We start from the raw sequence: 15,892 nt of genomic DNA on the forward strand, positions 1-15,892 counted from the left end.
AATTCCTGCTATCACATCCAGGTATAGAGTCGGCCCGGGTTGAAAATGGCATCGGGGTCAAAGGCGTGCTTGAGGCGCTGCTGAACGGCCTTCAGGGGTGCCGGCTGCCGGTGCATGACTTCACCGCTCCGATCACCGCCGCGGAACAGGCTGACCTGACCGCCGGCCTGGACTGCCAGGGCCTCCATCCCCGAGAGCTGAGCCTCGCCACGGTACCAGCGCTGGGCGCCGCCCCAGTCCACAAGCCAATCGCCCTTGATGTCCGGGTTAGCGGCGGTGGGATTGACCGAGAAGCGCCAGAGGGGTTCGTCGCCGGCAAAAAAATCACTGGTGTGATCCCGGAGTTCCGCCCAGAAACGATCGCCGTCTTCCAGCAATTCTCCCTGCCATTGCCTCGCGGTTGCGTCCACCGCAGACCGGGCTCCGGAGAGCCGCAGGTAAAGCTTGCCATCCAGCCAACAGGCACCTGTCAGGGGCTTTGGTTCGGCAGCACGACGGTTCATCACTTCAATGGCGTCGACAAGGGGCAACTCACTGACCAGCGTGGCCGTTGCCGCAGGCCGGGGCAGTACCTTGAGACTGATCTCGGTAATCAGGCCAAGGGTGCCCATGGCACCGGCCTGCAGCCGGGACACGTCGTAGCCCGCCACGTTTTTCATCACCTGTCCGCCAAACCGCAGGTGTTCTCCCTTGCCGTTGATGACGCGGGTCCCCAGTACCTGGTCACGCACAGAGCTGGTCCATGGCCGGCCGGGGCCGGACTGGTTGCAGGCCAGGGTGCCGCCAATGGTTGCCTTGTCCGTAAATCGCGGCGGCTCGAAAGACATCATCTGATTGTTTTCGGCCAGGGCGGCTTCAATATCGGTCAGCAGGGTTCCGGCACGAGCAGTGAGCACCAACTCAACTGGCTGGTATTCCACAATGCCGCTATGCTCACCAACATGGAGGTCATCGGCATTTACCTGACGACCCATGAAGGCCTTGCTGCCGCCGCCGACAATTCTGAGTTTACGTTTTTCATCACGCGCCGCGAGAATCTGCTCCTGCAGGCGTCCGGTAATATCCGCCATATCAGGCTTCCACCTTATTGGGTTCGGATTGGTTTTGTGGCTGGCGCTCCAGCGCCCGGTATTCCTGGCACTGGCGCAGAGTGGGTACGCCCTTGCCCGGATTCAGAATGCCTTCGGGGTCAAAGGCAGCCTTGAGCGCATTGAACTGCTCCAGTTCCCGGTCGTCGAACTGCACCGCCATCTGACGGATCTTTTCGACCCCGACACCATGCTCGCCGGTGATGCAGCCTCCCACCTCGACACAGAGCTTCAGGATGTCGCCACCGAACTGCTCCGTGCGTTCAAACTCGCCCGGTACGTTGGCATCGAACAGGATCAGGGGGTGCAGGTTGCCATCTCCTGCGTGGAAGACGTTGGCCACCCTCAGACCGTAGCGCTCGGACATCCGCTGCATCTCGATCAGTACATGGGCCAGCTGCCGTCGCGGAATGGTGCCGTCCATGCAGTAATAGTCCGGCGAAATCCGGCCTACGGCGGGAAAGGCCGACTTGCGACCCTTCCACAGGAGCGCCCGCTCATGATCGGTCTGAGAGGTGCGCACAGAAGTGGCCCCGTACTTCCGGAAGAGGTTCTCTGCCTGCTCGATGTGTTCCTGCACTTCTTCGGCGGTGCCATCCACTTCACACAGCAGCAGTGCTTCGGCTTCCCTGGGATAGCCGGCCTGGGCAAAATCCTCGGCGGCAGCAATGGCGAAGCCATCCATCATCTCCAGACCACCGGGAATGATGCCCTCACCAATAATTCCACCCACCGCATCGCCCGCGTTCTGAATACTGTCAAAGCCCGCCATGACCACCTGAGCCTTCTCGGGTCTGGGCAGGAGCTTGACCTGGACTTCGGTGATGATACCAAGCAGGCCCTCCGACCCGGTCATCAGCGCCAGCAGATCCATGCCGCAGCTGTCGAGGCCATCACTGCCCACCGTCACCCGATCACCCTCGACGGTCACCATCTCCACACTGAGAATGTTATGGACGGTCAGGCCATACTTGAGGCAGTGGACGCCACCGGAATTCTCCGCCACGTTCCCACCGATGGTGCAGGCGATCTGGGACGAGGGATCGGGACCGTAATACATCCCGTACTGCAACGCCTTTTCGCTGATGGCCAGGTTGCGAACGCCGGGCTGCAGACGCGCGGAACGGGCTTTGGGGTCTATGCTGAGGATCTTGTTGAACTTGGCGAGGGACAGCACCACTCCCTGGGCATGGGGCATCGCGCCCGCGCTCAGACCCGTACCGGCCCCCCGGGCGACCACCGGCACATGGTGGCGGTGGCAGATCCGCATGACCTGCTGCACCTGGGCCACGGTTTCAGGCAGCACCACGAGCATCGGCATTTCGCAGTACATGGACAGGCCGTCACACTCGTAAGGCCTCATGGTTTCTTCATCCGAGATGACGTACTCGGGATGGATGAACTCCCTGAGCTTTTCGGCCAGCTCGGATTGGCTGATGTCCGGGGCTGCAGTCTGATTCATAACGTTGCTCCGTAACAGGCGGGGTACACAGTGATATGGCTATGACTGTGGTCAGGCCTGCTGGTTCAGAAAATGGTCGATTCCGGCCTGGGCGCATTCCATGTCCTGCTGTGGCGTTCCGGAACTCAGGCCGATACCTCCGACCACCTGTCCGTCCACTGTCACTGGCAGGCCACCGCCAACAACACAGAGCCTTCCGCCCATCGAGGTGTGTATGCCAAATACAAGGTTACCCGGAACGCAGGCCTGGTTGTACTCGTGAGTGGCCTTGCGGGCAGCCGCGGCTGTAAATGCCTTGTCCTGGGCCACGGTGACACTGGTAATCTTGCCGCCGTCCATACGCTCAAAGGCGATCAGGTTGCCGGACTCGTCCGTTATCGCAATGCACATGGGCACGCCGATCTCCCCGGCCTTGCGGGCCGCACCTTCGATCAGCAGACGGGCATCATCCAGGGCCAGACGCTTGATGGATAACATGATGATTTCTCCTTACAGACGCTTTTAATAATGTCAGCCGGCGACACCACAGGGCGTCGCCGGCACATGATCAGCCATACACCAGGTTTGGCAGCCAGGTGATGATGCCGGGGAAGACGACGCACAGTGTCAGGCCAATCGCCTGCATGGCCAGAAATGCCAGCGACGACTTGAAGATGGTGCCCATGGAAATCTCCGGCGGGCACACTCCCCGGATATAGAACAGTGCGTAGCCGAACGGCGGACTCAGGAACGACATCTGCATGTTCACCAGGTAAAGCACACCGAACCAGAGCACCACATCTTCGCCCGGCACCGCCGGCAGGCCGAACAGGCCATCGAAGGTCAGCGCCTCGACGATAGGGATGAAGATGGGCACCGCCAGAAGCAGGATACCCACCCAGTCCAGGAACATACCCAGCACCACCAGCAGCAACATCAGCAGCAGAAGCACCATGTACGGTGACAGGCCAATACCCAGGATGGTTTCGGTGATGAAATCCTGTCCGCCCTGGAGAATGTAGAAACCCACGAACACCGACGCGCCAAACATGATCCAGAGCACCATCGCCGATGCCTTGGCGGTGGTGACCGATGCTTCCCGCAGCGACTTGATGGAGAAAGCCCGGTGCTTCATGGCGACGAGGATAGCGCCGAAGGAACCGATGCCGGCGGCTTCAACCGGTGTGGCGATACCTCCGAACAGCAGACCGAGCACCAGTCCCACCAGCACCAGCGGGGCAATCAGGTCTTTGAGCAGCAGGAGCTTTTCGCCAAGGGAAATGCGGTCCTCCTTCGGTACGGGCGGTCCGAGTTCCGGCTTGAGCCAGGTCCGAATCAGTACATAGGTGATGTACATGCCCGAGAGCAGCAGACCGGGAACCAGCGATCCCAGATAGAGCTCGCCAACGGATTGCTGAGCCACAACGGCATAGAGAATGGCCAGTATCGAGGGTGGAATCAGGATACCCAGGGTACCGCCGGCCATGATGGAGCCCAGGGCAATCTGAGGATCATACTTGCGCTTGAGCATGGCAGGCAGCGCGATGATGCCCATGGTCACTACTGCTGCCCCGATAACTCCCACCATCGCCGCCAGGATGGTCGAAGCGAGGATGGTCGCGGTCGCCAGGCCACCGCTCAGCCCCCCCATCCATTTGTAGACCACCGTAAACATCTCCTCGATCAGGCCCGCGCGCTCCAGCATGGCCGCCATGAAAATGAACAGTGGAATCGCAGCCAGGTCCGAGTTGGTCATCATCGGGAAGATGCGGCTTGGCACGATGTTGAGCATCATGCTGTCGCCCACCAGATAGATGAACACCACACCCAGGCCCCCGGTCACAAAGGCAAGGGGCAGGCCCATCATCAATGCCACCAGCAGGGAACCGAACATGAGGTACGTCAGCGGACCGATGTCGACCTCACTGAGGCTGCCGGACAGGCGAAACAGGAATCTGTCATCGCTCCAGGGGTCATAGAAAAGGATGTTGACGACTTCAACGAAGATGATGAACCCAAGCGACACCGTGGCCAGGATCATAAGCCAGGTGCCGAGCTTGCCGATCATCGCCTTCGCAGTGCCCGGAGCGGACGCGGAACTGACAGTATTGGTGGTCATCTTGCGCCCTCCTGCCCCAGGCGGATGAACAGGGCGATGTCCTTGATCAGCTTGGAAACACCGGCCAGCAGGATCAGGGCCGAGCCCAGCACCATCATGGCCTTTACCGGCCAGTACTGGATGCCCCAGGTCTCAACCGTGGTTTCGTTCATTGAGTACGAGTTCATGAAGAAGGTCCAGGAAGTAATCAGAAGCGCGAGCGCGAAGACGAAAAAGAACATGGACGTGAAGATATCCATGCCCACGCGGCCGCGCAGGGGAAGCAGGTTGTACATCACATCCACCCTGACATGGGCACCGTGGAGCATCGCAAAAGCACCGGCCAGCAGGTACTGCATGCCCAACAGAAGAAAACTGGCCTCATGGACCCAGATGGTGGGCATGTTGAAGACATAACGCATGACCACCTCGAAAAAATAGAAGCAGACGGCGTTCACGGTCCAGAAAGACACAAACAGACCGGACTTGTCGCTGATCCAGTCAATGGCCCGGGTGAACCAGTTCACGCCGACATCCTTGTACCGCATGAGGGGATCTTCTTGCTCGGACTGGAATTCACCGACGGTTGTGGCCGCTTCCTCCTTGACCGGCTCTGAGGTTGAGGCACGCCAGCGATCGAGCGCCATCATGATCAGGGGCATCACCGCCAACCAGCCCCAGTAAGCCCAGTGGGGCAGAACGAAGCCGAAGCCTTCGAGATCAGACATGTTGATTTACCTTTGCCATTGAGAAGGGAGAGCCGAAGCTCTCCCTGTTTTTGATGCTGTCGTGGCTTACATGCCTTCGATGTCTTCCGGCTCGATATAGCCCACCGTCTCGTTCATCATGTAGTCCAGTTGCATATCAAAAATGGCTCGGGCGTCCTCGTCCTTGTTGGCCCACTTGAACCAGATCGGGATGGCGGCCTTGCGGAAGGTCTCCAGGTCTTCCTGGCTCAACCGGGTAACCGTGTCGCCGGCCTGCTTGAATTTCTCCATGGCTTCGATGTTGCGCTTCTGGATAGTCAGGTAATGCTTCTGGGAGAAGATACGGACTTCGTCCTCCACCAGCTGCTGCAGTTCGGGCGAGAGCGCCCGCCATGCACGCAGGTTCACCGTCAGGTCCATCAGATCCACCGGCTGGTAGATGGACATCACACCGGGAGGTCCGAACATGATGTAGTCGGTCACCTGGGAAAAGCCGAGCTCGTAGTTCACGGCCGGACCGACATAGTCCGCCGCGTCGATGGTGCCTTTCTCCAGGGCCGGGAAGATATCCGAGCCAGGCAGAGAGACCGTTGATACCCCGAATTGCTGGAACACCTCGGCTACCATGCCGCCGGGCACCCGGATCTTCATGCCCTTGAGGTCTTCGAGGCTGTTGACCGGTTTCTTGGAGTGGATGATGTTGGCATCGTGCTGGATCGGGCCTACGTAGAAGAGGCCGACTTTCTCATAGATCTCCCGGGTTTTTTCCAGCATGCCCAGGGAATAGAACATGGTGTCCCACTGATGGGGCTGGTCGGGACCCGCAGGATAGGATGACAGGAACACGGAGGCTGGAATCTTGCCTGACCAATAAAGCGTGAAGGGATTCATACCCTGGAGCACGCCATTGCGCACCGCATCAAAGAGGGCGTTATTATCGGCAGCCACCGCCTTGGCGGGGAAACAGCGGAACTTCAACTCGCCGCCGCTCTTGGCTTCAATACTGTTACACCATTCCTCGAACAGGTCGTAACCCACGGTACCGGCGTCCCACACCGACTGGATCTTCCAGGTCGTGGCAGCGGCTGCCTGACCAGCCCCCAGGGCAAACGCCCCTGCAAGCGCGGTGGACATCGCCAGGGTTTTGAGGAATCCACGCCGTGGGCGTGCCTTACCGATGTTGCTCTGTATGTGGTGCATCGATCAGTCTCCAGCTTATTTGTTTTTGTTTAGCTTTTTTCGTAACACATGAACTTGGTGTTTCACTATCGTCGGAGAGCAGCAGGGGCGCGGTTGCGCAAGGAATGAGCTGTCCCCGTATTGCCGGATGATCGTAGCGCCATGATTTCAAGTCCAGCAAAATGGCAACTGGTCAGACCACTTTATGAAGCCATTTCTATGGACCTTGAACAGCCAATACCTGATAGTTACCGGAACTTGCAGAGGAAAATCCCCCGATGCCAACTTCACCAGCGAGGGGCTGGTCTGACCAGTAAAAACCGATGAATCAGAAATCCGTGCCCGTGGCAAAAGCCATCGCCGATCGGATCGAGCGCTTGATCCTCGACGGCGGTCTTGCCCCCGAAGAAAAGATCCCCTCCGAGCGTCAGCTGGCCCTGCGAATGGGGGTTTCCCGTTCCATTGTCCGCGAGGCGCTGCATGAACTGCACGGGCGGGGCGTGATTGAGACCCAGCATGGAAGGGGCTCCTTTGTCGCCCACATCGTGCCGGAACCGGGCATGGAAACGCCTTTGATGCGGCTATTCACCGGTCACACCCGTACCCTCTATGACCTGCTGGAAGTGCGCGAACAGCTGGAGGGCCAGGCGGCCCGACTGGCAGCGCAACGGGCCACCTCCAGGGACCGCCATCGTATAACGAAGGCCTACGACGCCATGCAGGCGGCCGATCCCCTCACCAACGCCGGACTCGACCATGCGTTTCATCTTGCAATTGTGGAAGCCTCCCACAACCCGGTACTGGTGCATGTGCTCGACAGCCTTAAAAGCCTGATGCTGATGACGGTACAGGCCTCTGTGACGAACCTGAGTCCCCGGGAACCCTTCAAGAAACAGATCGATCAGCATCATCGCAAGATCTATCAGGCGATCATGAAGGGTCAGCCACAGGCCGCGCAGCGCGCAGCCACAGCCCATGTCCGCCATGTCTCGGAATCCATGCGGGAGATTGAAGAAAATGAACACCCTATTATCCGGTCAGGGCCGGTAAGCCGTCATAGCCACCAAAATGGTTGATTTAAGGAAGCCTCTCCGTAAAACTGTGCGCCACCGTGACGGCCACCGGGTTGGTGCCAATCACAGGCGTTCACTTTATAGCGACACAGGGTGACCGGGACGGACTCCCCAAAACCCGTCAGCCGTTTACCAAGTTCCGGGAGTGCCAGATGGCGGATATCGCCCCCCTTATCTGCAGGGACATCCACAAGACCTTCGACCAGAATGAAGTGCTCAAGGGTATTTCCCTTGAGACCCGTAAAGGCGACGTGGTGTCACTGATCGGTAGTTCGGGATCCGGCAAGAGCACCTTCCTGCGATGCATCAACCTGCTGGAAACCCCCACGTCGGGCGACATTATCGTGCAGGGCGACCCCATCCGCTTCAAAACGGATCGCAGGGGCGAGCGTGTTCCCGCGGACAACAGGCAGGTGGAACAGATTCGCGCGAAACTTTCCATGGTGTTCCAGGGATTCAATCTCTGGTCCCACATGACAGTGCTGGAAAACGTCATCGAGGCGCCGATCCATGTGCTGAAAGTGCCCCGGAAGGAGGCAATCGAGCGCGCAGAGGCCTATCTTTACAAGGTAGGCATCTACGAGCGCAAGGACTATTATCCGGCTCAGATGTCGGGAGGACAGCAACAACGTGCCGCCATTGCGCGGGCCCTGGCCATGGAGCCGGACGTCATGCTGTTCGATGAACCGACCTCCGCCCTGGACCCCGAGCTGGTGGGAGAGGTGTTGAGGGTCATGCAGGGGCTGGCCGAAGAGGGGCGAACCATGATTGTGGTCACCCACGAGATGGCCTTTGCCCGTGACGTGTCCACCCAGGTCCTTTTCTTGCATCAGGGTGTGATCGAAGAACAGGGAAGCCCTGACAAGGTCTTCGACAACCCGGATTCGGAGCGCATGCAGCAGTTCCTTGCGCCCCGGTTCTGAAAACCGGAAAAAACCGACAAACGATAACCCCTGAAATCGCAACCACTGGAGAAACCCGATGAAAAAACTGATTGTTGCAGCGGGATGCGCCCTGGCCATGATGGCCGGCACGTTACAGGCCAAGGAATGGGACACGATCCGAATCGCTTTTGACGTGCCCTACGAGCCCTTTGAATACCGGGACGAGGACGGCAACCTGACCGGCTTCGAAGTGGAGCTGGCAGAAGCCATGTGCGACGAACTCAAGGCCGACTGCGAATTCGTGATCCAGGCCTGGGACGGCATGATTCCCGGCCTGCTGGCACGCAAGTTCGACGCCATCATGTCCTCCATGTCCATCACCGAGGAGCGGGCCGAGCGGGTTCTGTTCTCGGAGCCCTACTACAACACCCCGGGCGGATGGTTCGGCCGTGAGGGCTTCGCCGTTGACGTGACCGACAAGTCCGCGATGGAAGGCAAGACCGTGGGCGTGCAGCGTGGCACCACCATGGACACCTACGTCACCGAGGAGCTCGGCGGCACTGTGACCATCAAGCGTTATACCACAGCCGATGACATGGTTCTCGATCTCGAAGGTCAGCGCCTGGACGTGGTCTTCGTGGACTACCCGGTCGGCGAGCAGACCATTCTCACCAAGGAAGGCTTCAAGGAAGTGGGCGAGCCAGTCAAGCTGGGACAGGGCGTTGGCGTTGCCATGCGCAAGCGTGACCAGGGCCTGGCGGACATGGTCAATGGCGCCCTGCGCAAGCTCAAGAACGATGGCACCTACGATGCCATCATGCAGAAGTATTTCGAATACGACATCAAGATGTAAGCCATCTGGGGTGGCCGGCAACCTCGCCGGCCACCGATGACTGGATTTCCCCGCATGATCGACCTGAAAGGCTACGGCCCGGCACTCGCCGAAGGTGCCGTTGTCACTATTGAGCTGGCTCTGCTTTCACTGCTGCTTGCCCTTGTTCTTGGGTTGGCCGGAGCCGTCGCCAAACTCTCCCGGAACCGACTCGCCAAGGGCATCGCCACCACCTACACCACCATCATACGTGGGGTGCCGGACCTGGTGATGATGATGCTTTTCTACTATGGCGGCCAGGTCGCGGTGAACATGCTGTCCGACTGGCTCTATATCCAGTTCCAGATTGACTGGTTCCTGCAGTTCGACCCGTTCATTTCCGGCGTACTCACCATTGGCCTGATCTTCGGCGCCTACATGGCGGAAACCTTCCGCGGCGCCTTCCTGGCGGTGGAAGCCGGGCAGATCGAAGCGGCCAGGGCTTATGGATTCAGCCGCTGGCACACCTTCCGCCGGATCATGGTGCCGCAGATGCTGCGCCATGCGCTGCCCGGTCTCGGCAATAACTGGCAGGTACTGCTCAAGACCACGGCGCTGGTGTCCATTATTGGTCTGACCGACATGGTCCGGGTTGCGGAGGAAGCCGCCAAGGCGGAGCGCTCCCCCTTCCTCTTCTTTATCCCGGTGGCCGCGGTGTACCTGGCCCTCACCGCGGTATCCGAACTCTTCATCAAGTGGCTGAACCGGCGCGCCAACGTCGGTGTGGTTCAGGGAGGTGGCTGAGATGCTGGAGACCATCACCTCCTGGCTGGACCAGAACGAGATTTTCACCACCATGACCATGCTGGAGTACTGGCAGGGGCTGGTGAACACGGTGCAACTGGTATTCCTGTCCCTGGTGATCGGGCTGGTGGTGGCCATACCCCTGGCAATCCTGCGCACCAACCGGCATTGGTGGATATCCGGGCCGGTGTGGTGCTACACCTACCTGTTCCGCGGTACGCCGCTGCTGATTCAGCTGTACATCATCTATTACGGCCTGGCCCAGATTCCCGGCATCCAGGAAACCTTCTGGTGGGCGATCTTCCGGGAACCGTTCTACCCGGCCCTGCTGGCGTTCACACTCAACACCGCCGCCTACACCACGGAGATTTTCCGCGGTGCCATCGCGGCAACACCCCAGGGTGAAATCGAGGCCGCCAAGGCCTATGGCATGAGCTGGTTCCTGCGACTGCGCCGCATTGTGCTCCCCAGTGCCGCGAGGCGGGCGGTGCAGGCCTATTCCAATGAGGTCATCTTCATGCTCCATGCCAGCGCCATTGCCAGCGTGGTCACCATCGTCGATCTGACCGGTGCCGCCCGCAACATCTACTCCCGCTTTTACGCTCCCTTTGAAGCCTTTATCGCCGTGGCACTGATCTACATGGCCCTCACCTTCCTGCTGGTCTTCGCCTTCCGCAAGCTGGAGAACCACCTGCTCAGGCACCAGCGGCCAGCGGGGAACTAGAGTGATGGACCGGGCCAGGGATCTGTTTGACGGCCAGCCCGACTGGCTGGCTCACACCCTTGCCCTGGGAGCTGCGGATTGTTCCGTTCTAACCGTGACACTCTCCCAAGGTGACCAGGTGCACCGGCTGGGCACCGGCCTGCTGGAGATACGCCCGGCCGCGCTGGTACAAAAGGGCCCTGCCCTGATTCTGTCCGCCGGCATCCACGGCAACGAAACCGCCCCCGTCGAACTGCTGAACCGCTTTGTGGGCGAACTGCTGCAGGGCGCGTGGTGTCCATCGGTTCCGGTACTGCTGGTCCTCGGCAATCCGCCGGCCATGGTGGTGGAAGAGCGCTTCCTGGAGCACAACCTGAACCGTTTATTCACGGGCGCCCACCGGCAGGCAGCAGCCGGGTATGAAGCCCGGAGGGCAGCACGCCTGGAAGGGGCCTGTCTCAGCTTTCACAAGGCCTTCCCCGGGCCTGTGCAGCATTACGACCTGCACACAGCGATACGCCCGTCGAAGCGCGAGAGGTTCGCGCTCTACCCGTTTGTTGAAGGTCGCCGGGTTCCGGAAACGGAGCTGGCCTTTCTCGGGGAGGCAGGGATAGGCACTCTGGTGCTGCAACACAGGCCGGCCACCACGTTTTCCTCCTTCACCGCCGCGGCGCTGGGGGCAGAGAGCTTCACCCTGGAGCTGGGCAGGGTAAGGCCGTTCGGTCAGAACGACCTGTCCGGCCTGGACGCCCTGGGAACAGCGCTGGAACGGCTGGCAAGCGGCCAACCCTCACCGCGGATTCCCGAGACTGACTGGCCGGAGAGGTTCGAAGTGATTCACGAAATCCTCAATACCGGAGAGGGGTTCCGCTTCCACATCGCCGACGATGTGGCCAACTTTACCCTCTACCCTCCGGGCACCCTGATCTGGGAAGACGACACCACCCGGTACCGGGTCGGTGCCGAGCCGGAGGCCATTGTCTTCCCGAACCCGAGAGTGCCGGTGGGGCACCGTGTCGGGCTCATGATCCGCTCGTGTACCTGTGACCACTAATGCTGGAAATCGTAAATGGACCCCAGCCCGAGAATGCCCGTCAGTTCGTCCAGGGCGTGGCGGGATTCCTGCAGTAGCGCGGGGTCGGACAGGTCCGCCGGTAAAAGCTGCTCCCTGTAGTGGCCCTGGACCCAGGCCACAAGACGGTCATAAAGTTCGTCGGTCAGCAGTACCCCGGGATTCATGGCAGCCACGGCTTCACCCGGCAGGGCCACCCTCAGCCGAAGGCAGGCGGGGCCTCCGCCGTTTCGCATGGACTGGCGCAGATCAAACGTCTCGATAGCCGTCACCGGATTGTCCGCCGCCAGCAGACGGTCGAGATAACGGTTCACCGAGGCCACCTCCCGGCACTCCCCCGGCACCACCAGCAGCATCCCCGCCTCCGTCGTCAGCAGCTGGCTGTTGAACAGATAGGAAGAAACGGCGTCATCCAGAGGCACCTCCGCCGACGTCACCCGGATGGTTTCCAGGGGGACCTCCCCCAGCTTTTCCCGGATTTCTGCCAGTAGGGGCTGCTCGTTCAGAAACGCCTGCTCGTGGTAGAACAGCAGGTTCTCATTGCCCACCGCAATGACGTCGTTATGGAACACCCCGGCATCGATGGCGGCGGGGTTCTGCTGGGCAAACACTGCCCGCCCCGGCTTGAGCCCGTTCAGCCGGGCCACGGCCCGGGAGGCCTCCAGTGTCTGGCGCGCGGGATATCGCTTCGGACGGGCAGCCCGGCGGTCAAACGCCACCTGGCCGTAGCAGAACAGCTCCACACCCGGCGAACCATGACTGCCACACAACCGGGTGTGGTTGGCGGCACCCTCGTCCCCGAACTGTGGCATCGCTGGCAAGGCCGGATGATGGGTAAACCACGCCTCGTCGGTAAACACCGAGCGCAGGATGCGGCCGGTCGTTTCCGCCTCGAGGGAGCGATGAAAACTCGATGCGAGATTCGCAGGGGTGAAATGTACCCGGTGGTCCACGGTATCCGGCACCGGCGACACGGTCGCTGCATTGGCGGTCCACATGGAGGACGCCGAACTTACCGCCGCAAGCAGCTCGGGGGCTTCGCCGTCCACCTGGGCCAGGATCATCCTGTCCGAACCGCTATAGCCCAGTCTGCGCAGGGTCGGCATATGGGGCCTTTCCTGGGGCGGCAGCACGCCCTGCAGGATGCCCCTGTCCGAGAGTGCTTTCATTTTTGCCAGCCCCTGCAGGGCAGCTTCCCTGGGGCTGGAGGGCTGGTTCGCGTTGGCGCCGGAGGCAAGGTTCCCCCGGGCGAGCCCGGCGTAATTGTGGGTGGGCCCGACCAGACCATCGAGGTTGAGCTCGCGGGCGGGCATCTCGACATGCCTGGCCGCAGGCGGATCAAACATATCCATACAACTCCACTCCCGGATGGCCTCAGAGAAAGTGACTGCGAAGGGGGCCCTGTTCGACCGACAGGGTCATCAGAGCTCGACCCCCGGAGCCAGTGCCTCCGGCAGGGCCACCCGGTCTGACTCCAGCGAAGCCATGGGCCATGCGCTGTAATCCGCGGCGTAGTATGCACTGGGGCGATGGTTTCCTGAATCGCCGATACCTCCGAAGGGAGCCTCGCTGCTGGCACCTGTAAGGGGCCGGTTCCAGTTTACGATGCCGGCACGGGCCTCCTCCAGCAGCCGGTCGTACAACTCGCGGCGATCCGACAGGATCCCTGCCGCCAGGCCGAACCGGGTATCATTCGCCAGCTCAAGGGCCTCATCGAAGTCCTCATAGCGGTAGACCTTGAGCAGGGGACCGAAATATTCTTCGTCCGGTACCTCGGCGACACCGGTAAGATCCAGGATACCGGGAGTGAGGAGCCCTGTGCCGCTTTTATGGGTCATCTCCAGCATCTGGCGACCTCCCGCGGCACTGAGTCTGTGCCAGGCCTCCATTATCCGGCTCGCGGCCTCCGGTGAAACCAGGGCCCCCATGAATGGCTGTGGGTCATCGTCGTACTCTCCCACCGTCAGCCTCGCGGCGGCTTCCACCAATTGCTCCAGGAACCGGTCGCCCTCCTTTCCCCTGGCAACCAGCAGGCGACGGGCGCAGGTGCAACGCTGCCCCGCTGACAGGAAAGCGGACTGCAGGGTGTTATACACCGCTGCCCTGGTGTCTTTGACATCCTCGACGATCAGTGGATTGTTGCCCCCCATTTCCAGGGCAAGGATCTTGTGGGGCTGGCCGCCAAATTTTTCATGAAGCTGCTTGCCAACGGATGCACTGCCAGTGAAAAACAGGCCGTCGATCTGCCCGTGGCCGGCCAGGGCCCGACCTGTGTCGGACTGACCCTGGATAAGGTTAAGCACTCCGTCCGGCAGACCGGCCCGCTGCCATAGCCTGACCGCATACTCCGCCACACCCGGGGCCAGCTCGCTGGGCTTGAACACCACCGTGTTGCCGGCCAGCAGTGCAGGCACAATATGGCCATTGGGCAGGTGGCCGGGAAAATTGAAAGGGCCGAATACGGCAACCACCCCATGGGGACGATGGCGGAGCACCAGCCGGCCATCGGACAGTTCACGCTCCCGGAGTCCGGCGCGCTCCTTCCGGGCACGCACAGAGATATCGATCTTGCCGATCATCGCGGAAACCTCGGTACGGGACTCCCACAACGGCTTGCCTGTTTCCCGGCCGATCTGATCCGCGAGGGCTTCCCGGTGCTCCTCCAGAAGCTCCCCGAACCGACGAACAATGGCTTCGCGCTCTTCAGCCGGCTTCCTGGCCCAGGCCGGAAAGGCAGCACGGGCTTCCATCACGGCGGCGTTCACATCGTCCATACTGCCGCCCTCACCGCTCCAGACTATCTCTCCGGTAACCGGGTGGCTGGATTCGATCATTTCACCATGGCCTTCCGCCCACAGACCATTAATGAACAGTTCTCCGGTTAGCGTCAGACTCACTGCGTACCTCCTGGTCCCGATATCTGGTTCTTCCATTAGGTATTGGTCAGAACAGCGGGTCTTTCAAGGGGGCGAGGCGAACCTGGTCCCCTTCCGATACCCCCAGAGCCTCCATGATCGGGCCGGGAATCTGGACCTCTTCATCCCTGATGGCCTGGCGCGGCAGGGTGCCGACCCTGAAGTCCTCAAAAGCGCGATTGGACACCATGACCCGGTCCGACGCTGAAAGGTTGTCCAGCAGGGGCCGGTCGACCCGCTTCACCGGTCGCAGGATACTCTGGCGGATGGTGCGGATATTGTGCAGAAACGCCTCGACCACCGGTCCACCGTCGAAAATATCCACCAGCCCGTTGAAGTTGAATCCTTCGGCCTGAAGCATATTCAGGGCCGGGCGGGTGTTGGTGTGGACCTCGCCAATAACCTCGCGGGCGCTGTCCGGCAGCAGTGAGAGGTAGATCGGGAACTGCGGCATCAATTCGGCGATAAAGGATTTGTTACCCCTGGCGGAGAGCCTGTCCGCGGCCACATAGTCCATATCGAAGAAGCGACGCCCGAGAGCCTCCCAGAGGGGGCTCTGGCCTGCCTCGTCCGAGACGCCCCGCATTTCCGCAAAGATCTTGTCGGAGAAGTGCTGCCGGAATTCATCCAGGAACAGGAAACGGCTCCGGGAGAGCACCAGACCGTTGCCGCCGCCCCGGTGACTTTCGGCCAGCAGCAGGGAGCCGATCTCAGTGGAATCGGTCATGTCGTTGGTGAGGTACAGGGTGGGCGTGCGCACGTGAACACCCAGTTCACGACTGTCCCTGACGGTGATACTGAGCCGATAGTTGTAGAACACTTCGTTGAGGCCCACCCGGGCCTGGATACCGCTGATGCCGACACACCGCTTGAGACTGGTGTCTTCCAGGGCAAACAGGTACAGGCCGGCGTCTGGCTGGCAGCGCCCCTCAAAGGTGTCGCGGGCTTTACGGATTTTGCCCTCAAGGAGTTGCCGGTCGGGGGGCAGAGTGGTCAGGCCATTGCCGGCGGAGGCGGCCATGTTGTGGAGGTCATCGAGATCGTTTTCTTGCAGTGGCCGGATGATCAGCATGGCTGGCCCTCTTTGGAGACTGGAGTTCAGGAGCAGGGGGCGGAC

At 60.7% G+C, this 15,892-nt stretch carries 15 protein-coding genes; 6 read left to right on the forward strand and 9 right to left on the reverse strand.

Features of this window, described 5'->3' with window-relative positions:
* Positions 1 to 11: 11 nt before the first annotated feature.
* The 6 genes from glcE to dctP all read right to left on the reverse strand — a co-directional run bounded on the left by glcE (position 12) and on the right by dctP (position 6,534).
* Positions 12 to 1,070: a glycolate oxidase subunit GlcE gene (gene glcE / locus BM346_RS07630; protein ID WP_092010389.1), complete on the reverse strand. Its 1,059-nt coding sequence runs from the start codon at positions 1,068 to 1,070 to the stop codon at positions 12 to 14.
* Position 1,071: 1 nt separating this feature from the next.
* Positions 1,072 to 2,550, reverse strand: a complete 1,479-nt coding sequence (locus tag BM346_RS07635; protein WP_092010392.1) for an FAD-linked oxidase C-terminal domain-containing protein — start codon at positions 2,548 to 2,550, stop codon at positions 1,072 to 1,074.
* A 51-nt stretch (positions 2,551 to 2,601) separates the two neighbouring features.
* The gene (locus tag BM346_RS07640; RefSeq protein ID WP_092010395.1) at positions 2,602 to 3,027 is read right to left on the reverse strand and encodes a GlcG/HbpS family heme-binding protein; all 426 of its coding nucleotides are present in this window, start codon (positions 3,025 to 3,027) and stop codon (positions 2,602 to 2,604) included.
* A gap of 70 nt (positions 3,028 to 3,097) precedes the next feature.
* Complete coding sequence (locus BM346_RS07645) at positions 3,098 to 4,648, reverse strand: TRAP transporter large permease (protein ID WP_092010398.1); 1,551 nt, start codon at positions 4,646 to 4,648, stop codon at positions 3,098 to 3,100.
* Complete coding sequence (locus tag BM346_RS07650; RefSeq protein ID WP_092010401.1) at positions 4,645 to 5,355, reverse strand: TRAP transporter small permease subunit; 711 nt, start codon at positions 5,353 to 5,355, stop codon at positions 4,645 to 4,647. Before BM346_RS07650 ends, BM346_RS07645 begins: the two co-directional genes overlap by 4 nt.
* A 66-nt stretch (positions 5,356 to 5,421) precedes the next feature.
* Positions 5,422 to 6,534 carry a TRAP transporter substrate-binding protein DctP gene (dctP, locus tag BM346_RS07655; RefSeq protein WP_092010405.1) on the reverse strand — a complete coding sequence of 371 codons (1,113 nt, stop codon included), beginning with the start codon at positions 6,532 to 6,534 and terminating at the stop codon, positions 5,422 to 5,424.
* A 302-nt stretch (positions 6,535 to 6,836) separates the two neighbouring features.
* Between dctP and BM346_RS07660 the strand changes: the two genes are divergently transcribed.
* The 6 genes from BM346_RS07660 to astE all read left to right on the forward strand — a co-directional run bounded on the left by BM346_RS07660 (position 6,837) and on the right by astE (position 11,842).
* The gene (locus BM346_RS07660; RefSeq protein ID WP_174805145.1) at positions 6,837 to 7,589 is read left to right on the forward strand and encodes an FCD domain-containing protein; all 753 of its coding nucleotides are present in this window, start codon (positions 6,837 to 6,839) and stop codon (positions 7,587 to 7,589) included.
* Positions 7,590 to 7,738: 149 nt separating this feature from the next.
* Positions 7,739 to 8,509 carry an ABC transporter ATP-binding protein gene (locus BM346_RS07665; protein WP_092010408.1) on the forward strand — a complete coding sequence of 257 codons (771 nt, stop codon included), beginning with the start codon at positions 7,739 to 7,741 and terminating at the stop codon, positions 8,507 to 8,509.
* 58 nt (positions 8,510 to 8,567) lie between these two features.
* Positions 8,568 to 9,323: a transporter substrate-binding domain-containing protein gene (locus BM346_RS07670; RefSeq protein ID WP_092010411.1), complete on the forward strand. Its 756-nt coding sequence runs from the start codon at positions 8,568 to 8,570 to the stop codon at positions 9,321 to 9,323.
* Positions 9,324 to 9,377: 54 nt separating this feature from the next.
* Positions 9,378 to 10,085, forward strand: a complete 708-nt coding sequence (locus BM346_RS07675; protein ID WP_092010414.1) for an ABC transporter permease — start codon at positions 9,378 to 9,380, stop codon at positions 10,083 to 10,085.
* Between the two features lies 1 nt (position 10,086).
* On the forward strand, positions 10,087 to 10,809 hold the full coding sequence (locus BM346_RS07680) for an ABC transporter permease (protein ID WP_092010417.1): 723 nt from the start codon (positions 10,087 to 10,089) through the stop codon (positions 10,807 to 10,809).
* Positions 10,810 to 10,813: 4 nt separating this feature from the next.
* A complete protein-coding gene (gene astE, locus BM346_RS07685; protein ID WP_092010420.1) occupies positions 10,814 to 11,842 on the forward strand; it encodes a succinylglutamate desuccinylase in 1,029 nt (342 codons plus the stop codon).
* Here astE and astB read toward each other — a convergent pair.
* The 3 genes from astB to astA form a co-directional block, all read right to left on the reverse strand.
* Positions 11,839 to 13,173, reverse strand: a complete 1,335-nt coding sequence (gene astB / locus BM346_RS07690) for an N-succinylarginine dihydrolase (RefSeq protein ID WP_092013444.1) — start codon at positions 13,171 to 13,173, stop codon at positions 11,839 to 11,841. The two genes, astE and astB, sit on opposite strands and share 4 nt — an antisense overlap.
* Positions 13,174 to 13,281: 108 nt before the next feature.
* The gene (gene astD, locus BM346_RS07695) at positions 13,282 to 14,694 is read right to left on the reverse strand and encodes a succinylglutamate-semialdehyde dehydrogenase (protein ID WP_406812896.1); all 1,413 of its coding nucleotides are present in this window, start codon (positions 14,692 to 14,694) and stop codon (positions 13,282 to 13,284) included.
* A gap of 109 nt (positions 14,695 to 14,803) precedes the next feature.
* A complete protein-coding gene (astA, locus tag BM346_RS07700) occupies positions 14,804 to 15,847 on the reverse strand; it encodes an arginine N-succinyltransferase (RefSeq protein ID WP_092010426.1) in 1,044 nt (347 codons plus the stop codon).
* Positions 15,848 to 15,892 lie beyond the last annotated feature (45 nt).

The organism is Marinobacter daqiaonensis (assembly GCF_900115285.1).
Lineage (GTDB): Bacteria > Pseudomonadota > Gammaproteobacteria > Pseudomonadales > Oleiphilaceae > Marinobacter > Marinobacter daqiaonensis.

Coding starts and splice junctions, on each gene's coding strand:
- glcE (WP_092010389.1), bottom strand. CDS start 1,070: ATGGCGGATATTACCGGACGCCTGCAGGAGCAGATTCTCGCGGCGCGT.
- BM346_RS07635 (WP_092010392.1), bottom strand. CDS start 2,550: ATGAATCAGACTGCAGCCCCGGACATCAGCCAATCCGAGCTGGCCGAA.
- BM346_RS07640 (WP_092010395.1), bottom strand. CDS start 3,027: ATGTTATCCATCAAGCGTCTGGCCCTGGATGATGCCCGTCTGCTGATC.
- BM346_RS07645 (WP_092010398.1), bottom strand. CDS start 4,648: ATGACCACCAATACTGTCAGTTCCGCGTCCGCTCCGGGCACTGCGAAG.
- BM346_RS07650 (WP_092010401.1), bottom strand. CDS start 5,355: ATGTCTGATCTCGAAGGCTTCGGCTTCGTTCTGCCCCACTGGGCTTAC.
- dctP (WP_092010405.1), bottom strand. CDS start 6,534: ATGCACCACATACAGAGCAACATCGGTAAGGCACGCCCACGGCGTGGA.
- BM346_RS07660 (WP_174805145.1), top strand. CDS start 6,837: ATGAATCAGAAATCCGTGCCCGTGGCAAAAGCCATCGCCGATCGGATC.
- BM346_RS07665 (WP_092010408.1), top strand. CDS start 7,739: ATGGCGGATATCGCCCCCCTTATCTGCAGGGACATCCACAAGACCTTC.
- BM346_RS07670 (WP_092010411.1), top strand. CDS start 8,568: ATGAAAAAACTGATTGTTGCAGCGGGATGCGCCCTGGCCATGATGGCC.
- BM346_RS07675 (WP_092010414.1), top strand. CDS start 9,378: ATGATCGACCTGAAAGGCTACGGCCCGGCACTCGCCGAAGGTGCCGTT.
- BM346_RS07680 (WP_092010417.1), top strand. CDS start 10,087: ATGCTGGAGACCATCACCTCCTGGCTGGACCAGAACGAGATTTTCACC.
- astE (WP_092010420.1), top strand. CDS start 10,814: ATGGACCGGGCCAGGGATCTGTTTGACGGCCAGCCCGACTGGCTGGCT.
- astB (WP_092013444.1), bottom strand. CDS start 13,173: ATGCCCGCCCGCGAGCTCAACCTCGATGGTCTGGTCGGGCCCACCCAC.
- astD (WP_406812896.1), bottom strand. CDS start 14,694: ATGATCGAATCCAGCCACCCGGTTACCGGAGAGATAGTCTGGAGCGGT.
- astA (WP_092010426.1), bottom strand. CDS start 15,847: ATGCTGATCATCCGGCCACTGCAAGAAAACGATCTCGATGACCTCCAC.